Raw genomic sequence first — 18,415 nt, 5'->3', positions numbered from 1 at the left:
GAGATGTGATGTATGGAAGCAATGGGACTCCTGCCGCTCGCTGCGCTCGCACCCCACCCTAGCCCTCCCCTACTTCGCAGGGGAGGGGACGTATCCTTGCGAGCGAGAGGTACACGCTATCGAAGCGTGTAGGTTGGTGGTGAGCGTATGCGAATCCCAACGTCGCCATGCACATGAATCACGATGTTGTGGTTCGCTGCGCTCACCGCCAACCTACGAAGGATCACGCTACGTCCTTAAGTTCGGAGCATGGCACCCTGACCCTCCCCGCGGATCGAGTCCGGGGCAGGCTCTGCAAGCAGGTGAGGGAATGGATCTTCGCCAGTGTGGAGACACTCCCGCCGCGTAGGCTGGGATGAAATCCCAGCTTTCCTGGCCGTTGCGATGCTGGGATTTCATCCCAGCCTACGAAGCTGCTCATTGCTGTGTAACCACGAAGTCTTTCGTGAGCCTGATATCCGCGCTGGACGCACCGATCTGAACGCGGTAACTACCCGGATCGACCGCATAGGCACGCTGCACATCGTCGTAATACTTCAAATCTTTTGCTGGCGAAATCTCAAAAGACACGCTCTGCTCCTCACCCGGTTGCAGATGCACGCGCTGAAAGCCACGCAGCTCCTTGTTCACGCGCGCATGCGGCTCATGCAGCGGCTGCAGATAAAGCTGCACCACCTCATCCCCTGCACGCTCACCCACGTTCTTTACCTTCAGCGTGACCTTGATGTGGCCACCAACAGCGGCCTGATTGCGGTCGAGTTGGAGACCGGAATAGGCGAAGCGCGTGTACGACAGGCCATAACCGAATGGATAGAGCGGCTCGCCCTTGAAGTAACGATAGGTGCGTCCTTGCATGCGGTAATCATCGAACGGCGGTAGCTTTTCGTCGGCCGTGTAGAAGGTGATCGGCAGGCGGCCGGCCGGATCGGTGCGGCCGAACAAGGCATCCGCCACCGCCGTGCCGCCGCGTTGGCCGGGATACCAGGCCAGCAGGATGGCCGGTACATGCTGCTTGGCCCAGTCGATGGCCAAGGCCGAACCCGTCGTGAGTACCAGCACGACCGGTTTGCCGGCGGCTTGCAGCGCTTCCAGCAGGTTTTCCTGGGAGGCCGGCAGGCGCAGATCGGTACGGTCGCCGCCGGCAAAACCGGGGTAATCGATGTTCATTTCCTCACCTTCCAGATCGGCGGTGAGGCCGCCCACGAAGATCACCACGTCGGCGTTCTGCGCCGCACGCAATGCTTCCTCGCGGGCTTGGGCCGGATGCTGCGTGCCGCCCTTGATGCCTTCGACCAGGTCCGCACCGTGCGCATAGATCACCTCGGCGCGCGGCGCAGCGGCGCGAATGCCTTGCAGGATCGTCACGGGCGCCTTCGGTGTGCCGTGATAATTGCCAAGCAGCGGAGCAACGTCGTCAGCCGTCGGACCAATCACCGCAATGCGATGCACATTGGGCGACAGCGGCAGCAGGCCATTGTTCTTCAGCAGCACGATCGATTCATCGGCGGCGCGGCGCGCCAATGCGTCATGCTCTGGCGATTGATTGACCGAATACGGCAGGCGCGACCAAGGCACGAGTGCGGGCGGGTCGAACATGCCAAGGCGGAATCGCGCCGTCATCAGTTCCTTCAGCGCATGGTCGATGTCGCTTTCCGCAACCAGGCCGTCATGCACGGCCTGGGTAAGCGCGGCGTAGGTGTTGCCGCAGTTGAGATCCATGCCGCTCTTCACCGCCAGCGCGGCGGCTTGCTCGGCGGTCTGGACGATCTTGTGCTGTTTGTAGATGTCTTCCACCGCATCGCAGTCGGAAACGGTGTAGCCATCGAACCCCCACTGTTTGCGCAGGATGTCCTGCAGCAGTCGGGGATTGGCGGAGGCCGACGCGCCGTCGACGCGGTTGTAGGCGCCCATCACCGCATCGACCTTGGCTTCCTGCACCAGGGCCTGGAAGGCGGGGAGGTAGGTTTCATAAAGATCGCGCTCGCCGGGATGCACGTCGAAACGGTGGCGTTCCGATTCCGGGCCGCTATGCACGGCAAAGTGCTTGGCGGTGGCGTCGAGCTTGCGGTATTTCGAATCGTCGCCCTGCATGCCTTGCACGAAGGCGACGCCCATGCGCGAGGTGAGGAACGGATCTTCGCCGTAGGTTTCCTGCCCGCGACCCCAGCGCGGGTCGCGGAAGATGTTGATGTTGGGCGACCAGAACGTCAGTCCTTCATAACGCGCGTGCATGCCCTGACGCTGGAACTCGTTGTACTTGGCGCGCGCTTCGTCGCTGATGGCGGTGGCGACCTGGTGCATCAGCGTCGTATCGAACGTGGCCGCCAGGCCGATCGCCTGCGGGAAAACCGTCGCTTGCCCGGCGCGCGCCACGCCATGCAGACCTTCGTTCCACCAGTCATAGGCGGGAATGCCGAGGCGCGGGATTGCAGGCGCGACGTTTTGCATTTGCGAGACTTTTTCTTCCAGCGTCATGCGCGAGACGAGGTCGGCGGCGCGTTGTTCGAAGCTGTAGTGGGTGTCTTGGTAGATAGGCGTCTGTGGCCATGCGGCCGTGCTCATCGTCAGCATGATGATGGCAGCGATGGTTGTGCAGCGCGGCTTAGGCATGTAGTCCCCTCAGATTGTAGGTTGGGGTGCAATCCCCAACATGGCGGTGTGGATCAGGATGGCGATGTCGGGGCTTGCACCTCAACCTACCAATCCCACATCGTCCCATCTTCCAGCCGTGCAATCGGCAACTGCTTGGGCGAATACGGAAACCGCGCTGCCAGCTTCTCATCGATGCTCACGCCATGCCCGGGCGCTTCGCCGCAATGCAGCCGTCCATCGCGGAACACGTAATCGTGCGCAAACACTTCATTGGTCTCATCGGTATGGAACATGTATTCCTGGATGCCGAAGTTCGGCACCCACGTATCGAAATGCAGCGCGGCACCCATGCACACCGGCGACAGATCGGTGGCGCCGTGGAAACCCGTGCGCACCTGATGCAGCGCTGCGAAATCGGCCAGGCGGCGCAGGTGGGTGATGCCGCCGCCGTGCACGATGGTGGTGCGGATGTAGTCGATCAGTTGGTTTTCGATCAGGTGCTTGCAATCCCAGATCGAGTTGAACACCTCGCCCACCGCCAGCGGCGTGGTGGAGTGCTGGCGAATGAGCTCGAATGACTTCTGGTTTTCCGCTGGGGTGGCGTCTTCCAGCCAGAACAGATGATACGGCTCCACGCTGCGGGCAAGCCGCGCCGCTTCGATCGGCGTCAGGCGATGATGCACATCGTGCAGCAGATGGACATCGTTGCCGTGATCGCTGCGCAGGCGTTCGAACAATTGAGGGACGATGTCCAGATACTTGGGCGTCGACCACGCCGTTTCCAGCGGCAGTTCGCTCTCGGCCGGCTCATACGCCTTGCCGCTGGAAATGCCATAGGCTTTCTTTAAGCCAGGCACACCGCATTGCGCGCGTACCGCTAGAAAGCCCTGCTCGATAAAGCGGCCGACCGCGTCGCTGGCTTCGGCGATATCGCGCCCATTGGCGTGACCGTAGACCAGCGCACCCTCGCGTGAACGTCCGCCGAGCAACTGATAGATCGGCAGACCGGCGAGCTTGCCGAGGATGTCCCACAGCGCGACGTCCACCGCGGCGATCGCCGTCATGGTCACCGGGCCGCGTCGCCAGTACGCGCCGCGATAGAGAAACTGCCAGATATCTTCGATACGTCCGGCATCGCGGCCGATCAGGTTCGGCACGACGTGATCCTGCAGATACGACGCCACCGCCAGCTCGCGTCCGTTGAGCGTGGCATCGCCCAGGCCGGTGAGGCCCGAACGCGTTTCGATCTTCAGCGTGACGAAGTTGCGTCCGGGACAGGTGACGATGACCCGCGCATCGACGATCTCGCGATCGCGCTGGGAGCCGTGTGACGTTGTTGCAGATGCAGGGGAAGCACTCATGGCGATATTCACGGATGGGGATGGTTGGGTGTGATGGTCAACTGGAACGGGCCGGCCGGTAACCCAGCTTGATCGTAGAGCGTGCAGATCGGGCTGTCGGCCCAGCAGTAGCGCACGCGCGTCACGCTGTCTGCTGCTGATTGCGCATGCAGGACGACCTGCTTGTCGTGGATGTCGGCCAATGCGTAGCGGCAGGAACCCGCCTTGGCGCCGCAAAGTTCGAAGGCGATCGGGTGGTCGGCGCTGTAGGCAACCAGATGTCCGGTGACGTCATCGAAATTGAGTGTGACCGTATCGCCGCTTTGTTGTGCCGATGCCGGCGTGGGGCCCGAAGGCGGCAACGCTTCGCCATAGATGACATGACGCGCGGCACGCGCCAGGCGCCGCCCCAGTTCCTGCTTGTTGGCCGGATGGATGTCGTAGCGCTCGCCGATGTCCACCGATACCGCCAGCCCGGAGTGCGGATCTTCCGCCGCCACCCGGCGCTGCGCTTCGCGCACGTCGGCCCAGCCGCTTTCGCCCGGATGCGTCGGCGAGGGGCCGTAGCTCGACAGTTGCGCGATCAGCACCGGCAGGTCGGCGCCGAAACGCGCGCGCTGGTCGGTGCGCCACGCTTCCAGCAGTTTGCGGTAGCTGGCCGGATCGCCGGTATTGGACTCGCCCTGGTACCACAGTTCGCCACGAAAACCGTAGTGGCCGAGCGGCGCGATCATGCCGTTGTAGAGCGTGGTCAAGCCGGATGTCGACTGCCACGGCACGTTCGGCGGCGCGCCGTAGGCGAGCGGCACCACCCGGTATTGCCAGGAGCCCAGCGGCACGCTGGAACCGTCGGCCAGGCGCAGCGTGCGCTGGGAAGCCGGGCCGTAGATGCCGCCGTCGCGATAAGTATTGAGCACGTTGACGGCAACCAGGTTGTCGCCTGCATGCAGCACGCCCGACGGGATGGCGTAACCGCGCACATCGCCGTTGCCATAACCGGTGCCGACCCAGTGCCCGTTCACCCAGGTCTGGTCGATTTCGTTGGCGGTAAAGTTCAGCACGGCCCGCTGCGCCGCTTGCGCCTTGGTCAAGCTGACGTGGGTGCGGTACCACAGCATGCCGGTGAAGTTGGCAAGTTCCGGTTTGCCCCAGTGCTGCCACGCGCCCTGCTCGATAGGTGCGTCGAGCCAACCATTCGTGGCGGCGTCAGCGGGATTCCACGGCTCGTCGTTCTTCGCGATGCCGGGCCGGGAACGCCACCATGCTTGCCACAGGCCACTCCATCGTTGACCGGCTTGTGCGGGATCCTTGCGGTACTCGGCGAGCAGATCCAGCGATGCATCGTAGCCGCCGACTTTGCGCAAGGCTTCTTCGCTCATCCAAGGTTCGATGCGCGAGCCACCCCAGGCGGCGACGATCAGGCCCATCGGCACCGGCACGTTCTTTTGCAGCTCGCGCGCAAAGAAATAGCAGGTGGCGGAAAACTCGGCCACGGTGTCCGGCGTGGTCTTCAACCAATGGTCGGCAGCTGGAATGGATGCCAGCGGTTTGACGCTGCTGACGTTGTCCACCGTCAGCACGCGGATGCGGTCGTTCGAGGCATCCTGCACTTCCGCGCGCGCATCCAGCGCGCGCTTCACCGGCAGCACCATGTTGGACTGGCCGGAACACAGCCACACGTCGCCAACCAGCACATCGTGGATGGTCTGCGTGGCGCCATCGGCGGTGGTGACGGTAAGCGTATAAGGCCCGCCCGCGGCGCGTGCGGGAAGCGATGCCTGCCAGCGCCCATCGCCATCAGCTTGCGCATGGGTGTCCTGACCGGCAAAGGAGACGGTCACCGCTGCATTGGGTTTGGCCTGTCCCCAGACCGGATCGGCGCGATCGCGCTGCAGTACGGCGTGGTCCTGGAACAGCGGATTGAGCAGCGTATCCGTGGCTTGCACGGCACCGGCGGACAGCAGCGCAAGCACTGCGATGAAACTACGAAACGAGCTGCGCGAGATCGTAATCACCATGCTGAATATCCAGGTACGTCTTGGAAGGAAAGGGACTCGTAGTACGCCAGCGGGTGCTGCGGCGGGGCGAACCCGGGCGGCAGCGGCAGACCGGAAATGCTCTGGAAGTAGGCGATGCAGGCGTCCCGCCACCACTGCGCTTCGCGTTCCTGGATGGCTAGGAACACAGCGGTTTTACGGTAGCGGTCCGCATCGATATGGCCGTCCAGACGACGCCAGGTTTCCTGCATCCGTTTCACCTGGTCGACGCCGTGCGTGTAATGCGCCACCAATTCGTACCACAGCGTTTGTCCCGATCGCATGCGGTAGTCCCATGGCACGTGGTGGAACCACAGCAGCAGGGTTTCCGGTGTTTGCCTGAGGTCGTTGAATTCGGATGCGATGGGGGGCGCGTACTGGTCCACGGCATCGCTGCCGCTGCGCGTGCGATCGAAGCCGATGCCGTGGCGGTCCGCGCGGTGGTAGTAGACCGGACGCCAGTCGGCACGGCTTTCGCTCGCATCCCACGGCGCGGGGCCGTAGTGATGACCCGGTCCCATCAAGTGGGCGAGGCCCAGCGGTGTCATGTAGTCGACGGCAGCTTCGCGCGAACCCATCATCATGTCGACCACAGGTTTGACGAAGGCGGCGTCGTTGCTGAAGGTCATCCTTACCCATTCTTCGGCGATGGCGCGCGAGGAGAGCGTCGGGTTCCAGGCCAGGCGGCCAAATACGTACCAGTTGGCCTGGTTGAAATCCGAGCCGCTCCAATCCCGATCGCTGCCGATGTTGGCGACGCCCGCCATGCCGGTCAGCGCATGGTGTTCCAACGAACCGTCGATCACTTTCGCGACGGTGGAACCTTTGCCCTTGGCCATGGTGTCGGCCGACAACACTTCTTCGTACAGCGGGCCGAGATACACCAGATGCGTGGCGAAGCCGAGGTATTCCTTGGTGATCTGGAATTCCATCATCAACGGCGTTTTCGCCATGGCGCCGAACAGCGGGCTGAAGGGCTCCCTGGGCTGGAAATCGATCGGGCCATTCTTTACCTGCAACAGCACGTTGCTGCGGAAGCGGCCGTCGAGTGGCTTGAATTCGCTGTATGCCTGCTTGGCGCGGTCCTGCGCACTGTCCTGCGAATAGACGAATGCGCGCCACATCACCACGCCGCCATGCGGTGCGAGCACATCGGCGAACAGGTTGGCACCATCGGCGTGGGTGCGGTGGTAATCCTGCGGACCCGGCTGGCCTTCGGAATTGGCCTTGACCAGGAAGCCGCCGAAATCCGGAATGAGCTGGTAGATCTCGTCAGTCTTGTCGCGCCACCAGCGTTGCACGCCCGGATCGAGCGGATCGGCCGTCTTCAGGCCGCCGATTTCGATCGGCGCACTGAACCGAATGCTGAGATAGACACGGATGCCATAGGGACGAAAGACATCCGCCAAGGCAGCCACTTTTTTCAGGTAGACGGGTGTAAGGATGAGCGGATCGGCATTGACGTTGTTGAGCACCACGCCATTGATGCCGATCGATGCGTTGGCGCGCGCGTAGTCGGTGTAGCGCGGCGACACCCAGTCCGGCAGCTTCCACCAGTCCCAGATCGACGCGCCGGCATAACCGCGCTCGACGCTGCCATTGAGGTTGTCCCAATGGTCCAGCACGCGCAGCTTGATGCGTGGTACTTCGGTGATGTCCAATTGGTCGATGGGTTGCTCGGTTTGCAGCAGGCGCAGGAAGTGGAAGCTGCCGTACAGCACGCCGATATCGTCGTTGCCGACGATGGCCGTCACGGAGTGGCCATGCAGCGTGATGCTGCGGATCAGGTAGCCTTCCTTGCCGAGCTTGGAGGTATCCAGTCCGAGCTGCGCCAGCAGCGGCGACGACGACGGCGTGCCGGCGATGATGGCGCCATCGCGTGTCACTGTCGCGGACAAGGGGGGCGCGCTGCCCAGCAGGCCGCGCAAGCCGCGCAGCAGTTCGGCGCGGGCCACGGCACGGGCGGGGGTGGCGGTGTCGGCGATCAGTTGCGAAGCGTGGCTGCGGTCGCGCTGGACCTGTTCGGCCGCCAGCGGGTGGTAGCGCAGCCACAACTCATAGCCGTCTTCGGCATGCACCTTGGCCATGCACAGCAGCGCGAGGAAGGCCAGCGCCACCGCGGTGATGGTGCGGGAGAGCCGCGCCATGGCGGTTGGCCCGCGCTTGTCCATCGCTTCGTCGGAGACTTTTGTTATCGCTAACATGTGCAAAAATGCGTGCCTATCCGCGTTGTGTTCCTGATCATCACGAACGCGCTTGAAAGGAAACGGCCTTGAAGAAAACAGGTTCGAATACGGCAGGCTTGAACAGGGCAGGCAAGAAATCGGTGCGCCGCAAAGGCGGCGCCGTCACCATCGATGAAGTGGCCGCGCTCGCCAAGGTGTCGCCCATGACGGTATCGCGCGTGGTCAACGGGCACAGCAAGGTGCGCGATGCGACGCGCGAGCGGGTGATGGAAGCGGTGAAGAAGCTCGGCTACGTGCCCAACGCCGCGGCAAGCTCGCTGGCGGCCGCGCAGGACGCGCGCATTGCCTTGATCTACACCGACCCCAGCGGCGCGTATCTGCGCGAATTGCTGATGGGTACCCTGCACGGCGCCGCGCGCTCGGCGGCCCAGCTGGTCATCGCCGATTGGGACGAGCTTGGCGCCGGCACCGAGCGCAAGGCGGCGCGCGCGCTGGCGAAAAAAGTGGCCGGCGTGATCCTGCCGCCGCCCTTGTGCGAATCGAAGACGGTGATCGACGAGCTGGTCAAGGCGGGCGTGCACGTGGTGGCGATCGCCGCGGGCCGCTTCAACCCCGACATTTCCGGCGTACGCATCGACGACTTCCTGGCCGGCAAGGAAATCACCGAGTACCTCATCAAGATGGGGCACACGCGCATCGCCTGCATCAAGGGCAATCCCAGCCAGAGCGCCAGCGCCCGCCGTTTCGAAGGTTACCAGGCGGCATTGAAGGAGGCCGGCATTGTGCCGGATGCGGCGCTCGTCCGGCAAGGCAACTTCACCTACCGCTCCGCGCTGCCGGCGGTGGAGGAACTGCTCGCCTTGCGCAAGCCGCCCACCGCCATTTTCGCCGGCAACGACGACATGGGCGCGGCGGCCGTGTCGGTGGCGCACCGCCGTGGCATCGACGTGCCGCGTGACCTGTCCATCGTGGGCTTCGACGACAGCTCGGCGGCCACCACGGTATGGCCCGAGCTCACCACCATCCGCCAGCCGATCCTGGCGATGGCGGACGCGGCCATCGACATCCTGCTGCGCGCCATCCGCCGCAAGGAAAGCGAGCCGCGCGTGGTGGTTCACCAGGTGGCTGCGCACCAATTGGTGCTGCGCGATTCGGTCGCGCCGCTTCGCTCGGCGGCCGGCAAAAAAGCCTAGATTCGCAGCGGTTTTCCGCGCGAAGCCGAAGCGTTGCGATGGCACGGCTGCCTGCTCGCGCATGTCAGCGCATCAGGTACTGGTTGAGCAGGTTCTCGTAGCGCTCCTGCTTGCCACTGCGCTTGGCCGGCTCGCCTTGTTTCGCCGCAAGGTCGCGCAAATCGGCAAGACCCAACTTGCCCTGCTCGAAGTCCTTGCCCGCACCCTGGTCGAAGCTTGCGTAGCGTTCGGCGCGCCACGCTTCCCAGGGCGAGCGTGTCAGCAGCGCATGCGCCACTTCCAGGCCGCGCGCGAACGCATCCATGCCGCCGATATGCGCCAGGAACAGGTCCTCCGCGTCGGTGGATTCGCGGCGCAGCTTCGCATCGAAGTTCAGGCCGCCGGGCGCCAATCCGCCCTGGCGCAGCACGACCAGCATGGCGCCGACCGTGTCGTAGAGATCGGTCGGAAACTGATCGGTATCCCAGCCGTTTTGCGCATTGCCGCGGTTGGCGTCGATGCTGCCGAGCAGGCCATGGTCGGATGCCACCTGCAGGTCGTGTTCGAACGTGTGGCCTGACAGCGTGGCGTGGTTGGCCTCGATGTTGAGTTTGAAATCCTGGTCCAGGCCATGCTGCTGCAGAAAGCCCGCGACGGTGGCGGCATCGAAGTCGTACTGATGCTTCATCGGTTCCATCGGCTTGGGTTCGATCAGGAAGTTGCCCTTGAAGCCGATGCTGCGGCCGAAGTCGCGCGCCATCGTGAGGAAGCGCGCGAAGTGGTCCAGTTCGCGCTTCATATGGGTGTTGTGCAGTGATGCGTAGCCTTCGCGTCCACCCCAGAACACATAGTTTTCGCCGCCGAGTTCGACGGTGGCTTCCAGCGCCGCCTTGATCTGTACTGCGGCGCGCGCCACCACCGCGAAATCGGGGTTGGTCGCCGCGCCGTTCATGTAGCGCGGATGGCTGAACAGGTTGGCGGTGCCCCAAAGCAGCTTGATGCCGGTGGTCTGCTGGCGCTGCTTGGCCAGCGCAACCATGTGTTTGAGGTTGTTCTCGTACTCGCCGACATCGTCGGCATCCGGCGCCAGGTCGATGTCGTGAAAGCAGTAGTAGGGCACGCCGAGCTTGGTAAAGAACTCGAACGCCGCGTCCAGCTTGGCTTCGGCGCGCGCGAGCGGTGATTGCGCGGCATCCCACGGATAGGTGCGCGTGCCGGGGCCGAACGGATCGTGGCCGGCATTGCAGAAGCTGTGCCAGTAGCACACCGCAAAACGCAGATGCTCGGCCATGGTCTTGTCGCCGATCTTCCGGCTGGCGTCGTAGTGCTTGAACGCCAGCGGGTTATCCGATTCGCGGCCTTCGAACGGAATGCGGCCGATGCCGGGAAAGTACTCGTGTGATCCAATCAAAGGCGTGCTCATAAATCAGTCCCGGTCGATGGGTAGGGAAGGGGCTTGATAGCGGCCTGCACGGGTGCCGGACGCAAAAAATGTTAGCGCTATCATTTACGCTAATGCAGAAGCATCCACGTGGCAAGCACGCGACAACATCAAAAGATGGTGCGCTGCGTTAAATAACAGTCGCTGCGAACGTGCATGTCTCTGCATATCGCTCTCCAAAACATTTTTGCAACGCATCGAAAGCCTGCCGAAGCAGGTGGCGCTCCCACTATCATGGCGCGCATGAGCGCAGCGTCTTTCCCCATCGCCCCTTTATTGCCCGAGATCCGCAACACACTGGCTGCGCAAGCGCGCCTGGTGCTGGAAGCGCCGCCCGGCGCCGGCAAGACCACGCAGGTGCCGCTGGCGCTGCGCAACGAAGCCTGGCTCGAAGGCGGCAAGATCGTGATGCTGGAGCCGCGCCGCATTGCTGCGCGCGCGGCCGCGCAATTCATGGCGCAACAGTTGGGCGAGCAGGTCGGGCAGACGGTGGGTTATCGCATCCGCTTCGAGTCACGCATCAGTGCGGCGACGCGCATTGAAGTGGTGACCGAAGGCATCCTTACGCGCCTGATCCAGGACGATCCGGAACTTACCGGCATCGGTGCGATCCTGTTCGACGAATTCCACGAGCGTCACCTGGCCGGCGATCTCGGCGCCGCGCTGGCGCTGGATATCCAGCACACCTTGCGGCCGGACCTGCGCATCGTGGTGATGTCCGCCACGCTCGATGGCGAGCGCATCGCGCAATGGCTGGACGCGCCGCGCATCAGCAGTCCCGGGCGCAGCTTTCCGGTGCGTGTCGAATATCCGCCTGCGCGCACGCAGGAAAGTACGGAGCAGCACCTGGTCCGTGTCGTGCGGCAGGCCCTGGAAGAAAACCCCGGCGACGTGCTGGCCTTTCTACCGGGCCGGCGCGAAATCGCGCGCGTGCAGGGCATGATGCAGGCGCTGCAGCGCGATGACCTGGAAGTGGTCGCGCTGCACGGCGAGCTCTCGCTGGCCGAACAGCAGCTTGCGCTGGCCCCCGCGGAACCCGGCATGCGCCGCGTCGTGCTGGCGACCAACGTGGCCGAATCCAGCGTCACGTTGCCGGGCATTCGCGCCGTGGTCGATGCGGGGCTTGCACGCGAGCCGCGTTTCGATCCGAATTCCGGTTTTACGCGGCTGGAAACGGTAAACATTTCCCAAGCTTCCGCCGACCAGCGCGCGGGCCGCGCCGGCCGCGTCGCCGAAGGCACGGCATATCGGTTGTGGCCGCAAAGCCGGCGCCTGGACGCCTCGCGCACGGCAGAAATCGCGCAGGCGGAGTTGTCGGGGCTGGCGTTGGAATTGGCGGCGTGGGGCAGCGCCGAACTGCCTTGGCTCGATCCGCCGCCCGGCGGCGCGCTGGCGCAGGCGCGCGAATTACTGGTGCGGCTGGGCGCGCTCGATGCCCAGCAGCGCATCACGGCCTTGGGCCGGCGCATGTTGGAGCTGGGCGCCACGCCACGCCTGGGCGCCGCCGCCTTGCGCGCGCCGGAAACCTTGCATGCCTTGGTCGCGGATTTGCTCGCCTTGATGGAAGCGCGTTCGCCACTGCGTGGCGCGCACGCACGTACCGACGATTTCCGCGCGCGCGTGACGGCGCTGCATGCCTGGCGGGACCGGCGCAGCGCCACCGGTTCCAGCTATGGCGCCGACGCCGGTGCGCTGGCGGCGGTGGAGCAAGCCAGCAAGGGCTGGCGCCAGCGCCTGGGTGTGCGCAGTGCGGCCAGCGGCGTGCCGCACAGCCACGCCGTGGGTGATCTGCTGCTGCATGCGTTTCCCGATCGCATCGCGCGCCAGGACGAAACCAATCCTTTGCGCTACACCTTGGCCAACGGCCGCGGCGCGCGCTTGCACGAACAGACCGCGCTATTGGGGGAGCCGTGGCTGGTTGCGCTCGATCTTCGCCATGAGGCGCGTGACAGTTTGATGCTCGCCGCGGCGCCGCTCGATCCGCGCGTGCTGGAAGAAGACTATCCCGCGCAGTTCCAGCGTGTGCGCAACGTGCGTTGGAATGAGGAGCGCGCTGCAGTGGAGGCGTTTGAAGAACGCCGTTTCGGCGCGATCGTGCTGGAGCGCCGCAGCGTTCCCGTGCAAGCGGAAGACGCCGTGCCGGCCTTGCTGGCTGCAGTACGCGATCGCGGCCTCGACGCGTTGCCATGGAGCGAATCGGCGCGCCGCCTGCGCTTGCGCATGCAATCCTTGCGCGCGTGGATGCCTGAACTGGGCTTGCCGGATGTCTCCGACGCCGCGTTGCTGGACATGCTGGAAGACTGGCTCGCGCCCTACCTGCAAACCAAGCGCAAACTCGACGCGCTCTCGGAAGACGAACTTTCCCAGGCGCTCGCTGCCTTGTTCGACTACGAGCAACGCAAGCAACTGGATGCGCAAGCGCCCGACAGCTTGACGGTACCGAGCGGACAGACGCGGCGGCTGGAATACCGCCCCGGCGAGCCGCCCGTGCTGGCGGTGAAGCTGCAGGAACTGTTCGGCCTGGCCGACACGCCGCGCGTGGCCAATGGCCGCATCGCCGTCACCTTGCACCTGCTGTCGCCGGCGGGGCGACCGATCCAGGTGACGCAGGATCTGCATGGCTTCTGGGAACGCACGTATCCGGAAGTGAAGAAGGAATTGAAAGGACGCTATCCCAAGCATCCCTGGCCGGATGATCCGTGGACGGCGACGCCAACGCACCGGGCGAAGCCGCGGGGGACCTGAGCAACGTCACGCATCGCAGAAACCTTGCGTAGGTTGGTGTTGAGCGCAGCGAACCCCAACGTTGCGTTCTCCGTGGCAGCGTCGGTATCACTTCACACACCCAAGCCCCAGCAGCGTCGTGCGTAACGCCTCATCGATCGGCGTATAAGGCTCTCCATCCAAAAATGCCACCAGCTTGCTGTCATCCAACCGCACCGGCTCCTTCCACAAGTAGCGCATCTTGCGCATCTCGCGCAGCGTTTCGATAAACGGTGCCATGGCTGCTACCAGCCACCAAGGAAAGCGTCGCAATGCCATCTGCGGATTGCCGGCCGCGCGGCGCACCGCATCGGCCAATGCATGGCCATCCAGCCAATAGCCGCCAAAGTTGAATACCTCGAAATCGGCTAGCCGGTCCTCGTTTTGCAGCAGGCGCGCCATCGTTTCGGCGACATCCGGCAGATAAGCCCAGGCATGCGGGTGCGAGTAATCGGCAGGATAGCGAAACGTCGTCACCGGCTTGCCGGGGCGCAGCAAGCCCTGCGAAAACCAGTTGTTGCCGGCGTGTGGCCCGACAAAGTCACCGCAGCGCAGTACCAGCGTGCGCACGCCTGCGCGCGATGCGTCGGCCAGGCGCCGTTCCATCTCGGCGCGGATCCGGCCTTTTTCGGTGCATGGATGCTGCGGCGAATCCTCGCGCAGCAGCGGAAATGCATCGGGACCGAAGTTGTAGATCGTGCCGGGCAGCACCATGCGTGCGCCGGTCGCCCGGGCCGCGCCGATGCTGTTGTCCAGCATCGGCAGTACCAGCGTATTCCACTGCCGGTAACCGGGCGGATTGACCGCATGCACGATCACTTCCACACCGTCGGCAGCCGCGAGCACATCCGCGCGCTGCATGGCGTCGCCCTGCACCCATTCGATGCCGTCGCGCTCTGTCGGCAAGCGCCGTACCAAGGCACGTACCTGCCATCCGTGCCGCTTAAAGGCCACGCAGGCTTCGCGGCCAATGCCGCCGTTGCCGCCGATCACCAGGGCTGTTTTTGATGTGCTCATGACGGGTTCTCCACTTGGATGGGCAAAGTCTGGTCCCGGCCTGGTTGAAAGAAAATTGCCTAATACCGTAGAGCTGCTATACAAATATGTATGGCTGAGCAAGAACCCGGTTGGGAGTTATATCGATCCTTTCTCGCCGTCATGCGCGAAGGGAGTTTGTCCGGCGCCGCGCGCATGCTGGGGATGACGCAGCCGAGCCTGGGCCGGCATATCCGCGAGTTGGAAGAGACACTAGGTGTGTCCTTGTTTGCACGCTCGCCGCAGGGCTTGTCGCCCACCGACCTGGCGCACGCCTTGCTGCCGCATGCCCAAACGATGGCTTCGGCCTCGATGGCCTTGCGCCGCACCGCCACCACGCGGCATGACGCCATGTCCGGCGTGGTGCGCATCGCCGCCAGCGAGGTGATGGGGGTGGAAGTGTTGCCGCCCATGCTGGCCGCGTTTAGGGAACGGCATCCCGGGGTCGTCATCGAGCTTTCGCTGTCAAACCAGGTGGAAAACCTGCTGCGGCGCGACGCCGATATCGCCATTCGCATGGGTCGGCCCGCGCAGGAGGCGCTCGTTGCACGGCGCGTGGGCAGCATCGTGCTGGGTTTGTATGCCCACAAGCGCTACGTGAAAGCGCACGGCCGCCCGCACACGCTCGCGGACCTGGTGTCGCACGCGTTGATCGGCTTCGACCACGAAACACCGTATATCCGCGCGATGCGTCCGGCCGGCATGCCCTATACACGGGAGCATTTCGCGCTGCGGACGGACAATGACCTGGCAGCTCTGGCCGCGTTGCGTGCCGGTTATGGCATCGGCTTTTGCCAATGCGGCATCGCGCAGCGCGACCCGGCACTGTTGCGCCTGCTTGGCGACCGTTTCCAGCTGAGCATGGAGACATGGGTGGTGATGCACGAGGATCTGCGCCGCCATGCGCTGATGCGTGCCCTGTACGATCATTTGGCTACTGCGCTGATCGAGTACGCGGCGATGGCGCCTTCGCCGGCCAAACCCCGCCGCGCGACGCCTAAGGATGCTCTGATTTAATCCACCGCAGGCCGCAGCAGCCCTGTGTGTCCGCACAGCTTCGGTCCATCGTCTCGACAGACAGCCAGTCTGCCTTCCTCGCTCCTCAAAGCCGGGCACATCCATGTGCCCTCCCCGCGTGCGCCGATGGCCCTGTGCTCTGCGAACTCACAGGGCCGCTGCGACCTACGCTGAATTAATCAGAGCATCCTTAGGGCAGCGGCGAAACGTTGATCAAGCGCGATGGCTAGACTGTATCCATGACCGAAGCCAGCCCGCTCAACCGTTATCAATTGGCCGAACTGGGCGCGCTGCTGGCCGAGCCGGCGCGTGCTGCGATCCTGCTTGCGCTGATGGACGGCAGCATGCGTCCGGCGGGCGAACTGGCGATCATCGCGGGCGTCAGTGCCGCCACCGCGAGTGCCCATCTCAAGCGGCTGCTCGACGGCGGTTTACTTGGCCTGTACGAGCAGGGGCGTCATCGTTACTACCGGTTGGCGAACGACGATGTGGCGGCGTGGCTGGAATCGATGGCCGTGTCCAACGTGACACGCGCTACACGCACACCGGCCGTCCGCGATGCCGCGCTATGTCGCGCACGCACGTGTTACCGGCATCTTGCCGGGCAACTGGGTGTTGCACTCTGCGAAGCATGGCTGCAGTGCGGATGGTTGCGTGCAGAGAGCAACGGCATGCGGCTGCTGCCCGATGCGGCCGACGCGCTGGTGCATGCCGGCTGGCCATCGGTATCCACGCATCCGTTATTGCAATTGCGCGGACGTGGCTGCCTGGATTGGACCGAGCGCCGCCTGCACCTGGGCGGCCCCCTCGGCGTCGCCATCACCGACGCGATGCTCGATGCCGGCTGGTTGCGACGTGCGCAACGTCAGCGTGCGCTGTTACCGACACCAGACGGATTACGCCGGCTCGCCGAACTGGGCGTGCGTATCGATCACTGAAACGACGTGTGCGTTAGCCCGCGTTCATGCTTGTGGGCACGCGTTAACTTCCAGTGCGCGAAAGCAAGAAAAATTGGATCGTGGGAACGTGAAATTGCGGTGCACGAATGAGAGCTGGTCGCTTTCGCTTCGCTTACGGTCGTTGGTGCAACGATTGTTGCGACCTATCGAAAAACGTGCCGTCGGGCAAATGACATGATGCGCTTGGCTTCCGACGCTGGAAGAAAGCCACTGTCCAGCAACATTATTTTTTAAACGCGGCTTGCCGATCGAGCATCGCATGGCGCAATACGCGATAGCAAAAAGCAATCGCGTAGCGTGAAATCTGCGTATAGGTGATTCCTTGCGGTGTTTCACGCCGCCGTTTGGTTGACGTGGATTTTTACGACCGATACTTTCAAATGTATTCGCCGCAAGGATTGGCACGGCGAATGATTCCTGGACGACGCAAGCTTGCAAAAGGGGCGCGTCGTTCGAGCGCAGCAATCGGCACTGCCTGCCATGGGAGCGCAGGGGGAGCAGCAGCGCGCCGGGGCTCTTGGAATCGCAAGTGTCCGTCGTTCCAACCGCGTCGCACGCAAGTGCGACTTCACTGTCATGGGGTACGTGCGACCTCAGCGGGTGCGTGCGTCCTCAACATTCCTGGGGAGTAAAAAATGTCTAGCCGTTTTCGCATGAAGACCATGCTTGTTGCATTGGGCCTTGTTTCGATGAGTGCCGTGTATGTGGAAGCAAGTCCGCTGCCGACTGCCGATAACGCCGTCCCGGCGGCAACCAGTTCCGCCATGGTGGCGATCCATCCTGCGGTCAGCTTGCGCAGCGACGATCAAGTGCTGGGCGCGTTGCCGTTTTCGCATCCGATGCATGTCGTGGTGACCTTGAAGCTGCGCAATGAACAGCAGCTCGATCAATACATCGCCAAGCCGGGCTTCAAGCCGCTGACCTCCGAACAGTTCAATGCCCAGTACGCACCCACGGCCGCGCAGGCGCAAGCGGTGGCCGATTACCTGACTCGCGCGGGTTTCAGCAACGTGCGTATCGCAGCCAATCGCGCATTGGTGGAAGCCGATGGCCACGCCGATACCGCCCAGGCCGCTTTCAATACCAGCTTCGTGCATGTGAAAACACACGACGGCCGCGATGCCTTTGCCAACAACAGCCCCGTGCATATTCCCGCCAGCTTGCAAGGCAGCGTCAACGCCGTGCTCGGCATGCAGAACGTGCATATGGCGCACGTGTACGCCAAGCGGCTCAATCCGAACGTCGTGCACGGCAATACGGTGCAGCCGTTTGCGAGCGGCTCGGCGGTGGGCCATGCGCCTTCGGATTTCCCCTCGATTTATGGCGCCAGCAGCATGGCGGCAGCAACCTCGGTGGCGGTGGGCTCGGTTTCCGCGGGCAACATGAGCAACATCAAGAGTGACTTGGCGACCGCCGATCCGGGTGTCAGCGTCAGCTACAAGGGCAGCACCAGCGGCAGCAGCACCAGCGGCGACGGCGAGTGGGACCTGGATGCCCAGGACATCATCGCGATGGCGGGCGTGAAGCAGTACACCTTCTACGTGGCCACCGACCTCACCGATGCCAACCTGCAAACCGATTACAACCTGATCGTCTCCGACAACCTGTTGAAGGCCATCGACGTATCGCTGGGCGAGTGCGAAACCTCTGCGCAGTCGAGCGGCGCCGCCGCGTCGAACGACACCACGTTCAAGCAGGCCGTTGCACAAGGCCAGACGTTCTTCGTTTCGGCCGGCGACTCCGGTGCGGACGAATGCGGCAACGGCGGCGTCACGCCAAGCTGGCCGGCCAGCTCGCAGTACGTGACGGCGGTCGGCGGTACCGAGCTGTACACCAGCCCCAACACCACCTGGCAAAGCGAAACGGTGTGGAAC

General features: G+C 63.8%; 11 protein-coding genes. 5 read left to right on the top strand and 6 right to left on the bottom strand.

The window, feature by feature from the left end; genetic code table 11:
- Window positions 1-417 precede the first annotated feature (417 nt).
- The 4 genes from VMA74_RS04260 to VMA74_RS04245 form a co-directional block, all read right to left on the bottom strand.
- Complete coding sequence (locus tag VMA74_RS04260; protein ID WP_414649554.1) at window positions 418-2,571, bottom strand: glycoside hydrolase family 3 C-terminal domain-containing protein; 2,154 nt, start codon at window positions 2,569-2,571, stop codon at window positions 418-420.
- Between the two features lie 125 nt (window positions 2,572-2,696).
- The gene (manD, locus tag VMA74_RS04255; RefSeq protein WP_325365136.1) at window positions 2,697-3,953 is read right to left on the bottom strand and encodes a D-mannonate dehydratase ManD; all 1,257 of its coding nucleotides are present in this window, start codon (window positions 3,951-3,953) and stop codon (window positions 2,697-2,699) included.
- Between the two features lie 8 nt (window positions 3,954-3,961).
- Complete coding sequence (locus VMA74_RS04250) at window positions 3,962-5,950, bottom strand: sialate O-acetylesterase (protein WP_325365134.1); 1,989 nt, start codon at window positions 5,948-5,950, stop codon at window positions 3,962-3,964.
- The gene (locus tag VMA74_RS04245) at window positions 5,944-8,115 is read right to left on the bottom strand and encodes an alpha-glucuronidase family glycosyl hydrolase (RefSeq protein WP_325365146.1); all 2,172 of its coding nucleotides are present in this window, start codon (window positions 8,113-8,115) and stop codon (window positions 5,944-5,946) included. The genes VMA74_RS04250 and VMA74_RS04245 overlap by 7 nt, the downstream gene beginning before the upstream one ends.
- A 125-nt stretch (window positions 8,116-8,240) precedes the next feature.
- On the opposite strand from VMA74_RS04245, the gene VMA74_RS04240 reads away from it, so the two are divergent.
- Window positions 8,241-9,347 carry a LacI family DNA-binding transcriptional regulator gene (locus VMA74_RS04240; protein WP_325365132.1) on the top strand — a complete coding sequence of 369 codons (1,107 nt, stop codon included), beginning with the start codon at window positions 8,241-8,243 and terminating at the stop codon, window positions 9,345-9,347.
- 64 nt (window positions 9,348-9,411) lie between these two features.
- On the opposite strand, the gene xylA is transcribed toward VMA74_RS04240, so the two are convergent.
- On the bottom strand, window positions 9,412-10,749 hold the full coding sequence (gene xylA, locus VMA74_RS04235) for a xylose isomerase (RefSeq protein WP_325365130.1): 1,338 nt from the start codon (window positions 10,747-10,749) through the stop codon (window positions 9,412-9,414).
- A 261-nt stretch (window positions 10,750-11,010) separates the two neighbouring features.
- On the opposite strand from xylA, the gene hrpB reads away from it, so the two are divergent.
- Window positions 11,011-13,512 carry an ATP-dependent helicase HrpB gene (gene hrpB / locus VMA74_RS04230; protein ID WP_325365128.1) on the top strand — a complete coding sequence of 834 codons (2,502 nt, stop codon included), beginning with the start codon at window positions 11,011-11,013 and terminating at the stop codon, window positions 13,510-13,512.
- An 87-nt stretch (window positions 13,513-13,599) separates the two neighbouring features.
- On the opposite strand, the gene VMA74_RS04225 is transcribed toward hrpB, so the two are convergent.
- The gene (locus tag VMA74_RS04225) at window positions 13,600-14,547 is read right to left on the bottom strand and encodes an NAD-dependent epimerase/dehydratase family protein (protein ID WP_325365126.1); all 948 of its coding nucleotides are present in this window, start codon (window positions 14,545-14,547) and stop codon (window positions 13,600-13,602) included.
- 90 nt (window positions 14,548-14,637) lie between these two features.
- Between VMA74_RS04225 and VMA74_RS04220 the strand changes: the two genes are divergently transcribed.
- From VMA74_RS04220 to VMA74_RS04210, 3 genes are all read left to right on the top strand, one after another.
- Window positions 14,638-15,582, top strand: a complete 945-nt coding sequence (locus VMA74_RS04220) for a LysR family transcriptional regulator (RefSeq protein WP_325365124.1) — start codon at window positions 14,638-14,640, stop codon at window positions 15,580-15,582.
- A gap of 239 nt (window positions 15,583-15,821) precedes the next feature.
- The gene (locus VMA74_RS04215) at window positions 15,822-16,520 is read left to right on the top strand and encodes a helix-turn-helix transcriptional regulator (RefSeq protein ID WP_325365122.1); all 699 of its coding nucleotides are present in this window, start codon (window positions 15,822-15,824) and stop codon (window positions 16,518-16,520) included.
- 656 nt (window positions 16,521-17,176) lie between these two features.
- The coding region (locus tag VMA74_RS04210) for a S53 family peptidase (RefSeq protein ID WP_325365120.1) at window positions 17,177-18,415 on the top strand (1,239 nt) is incomplete at its 3' end.

The organism is Dyella sp. (assembly GCF_035508675.1).
In the GTDB taxonomy this organism is placed as follows: domain Bacteria; phylum Pseudomonadota; class Gammaproteobacteria; order Xanthomonadales; family Rhodanobacteraceae; genus Dyella_B.
This window is presented reverse-complemented; position numbering and strand designations above follow the sequence as displayed.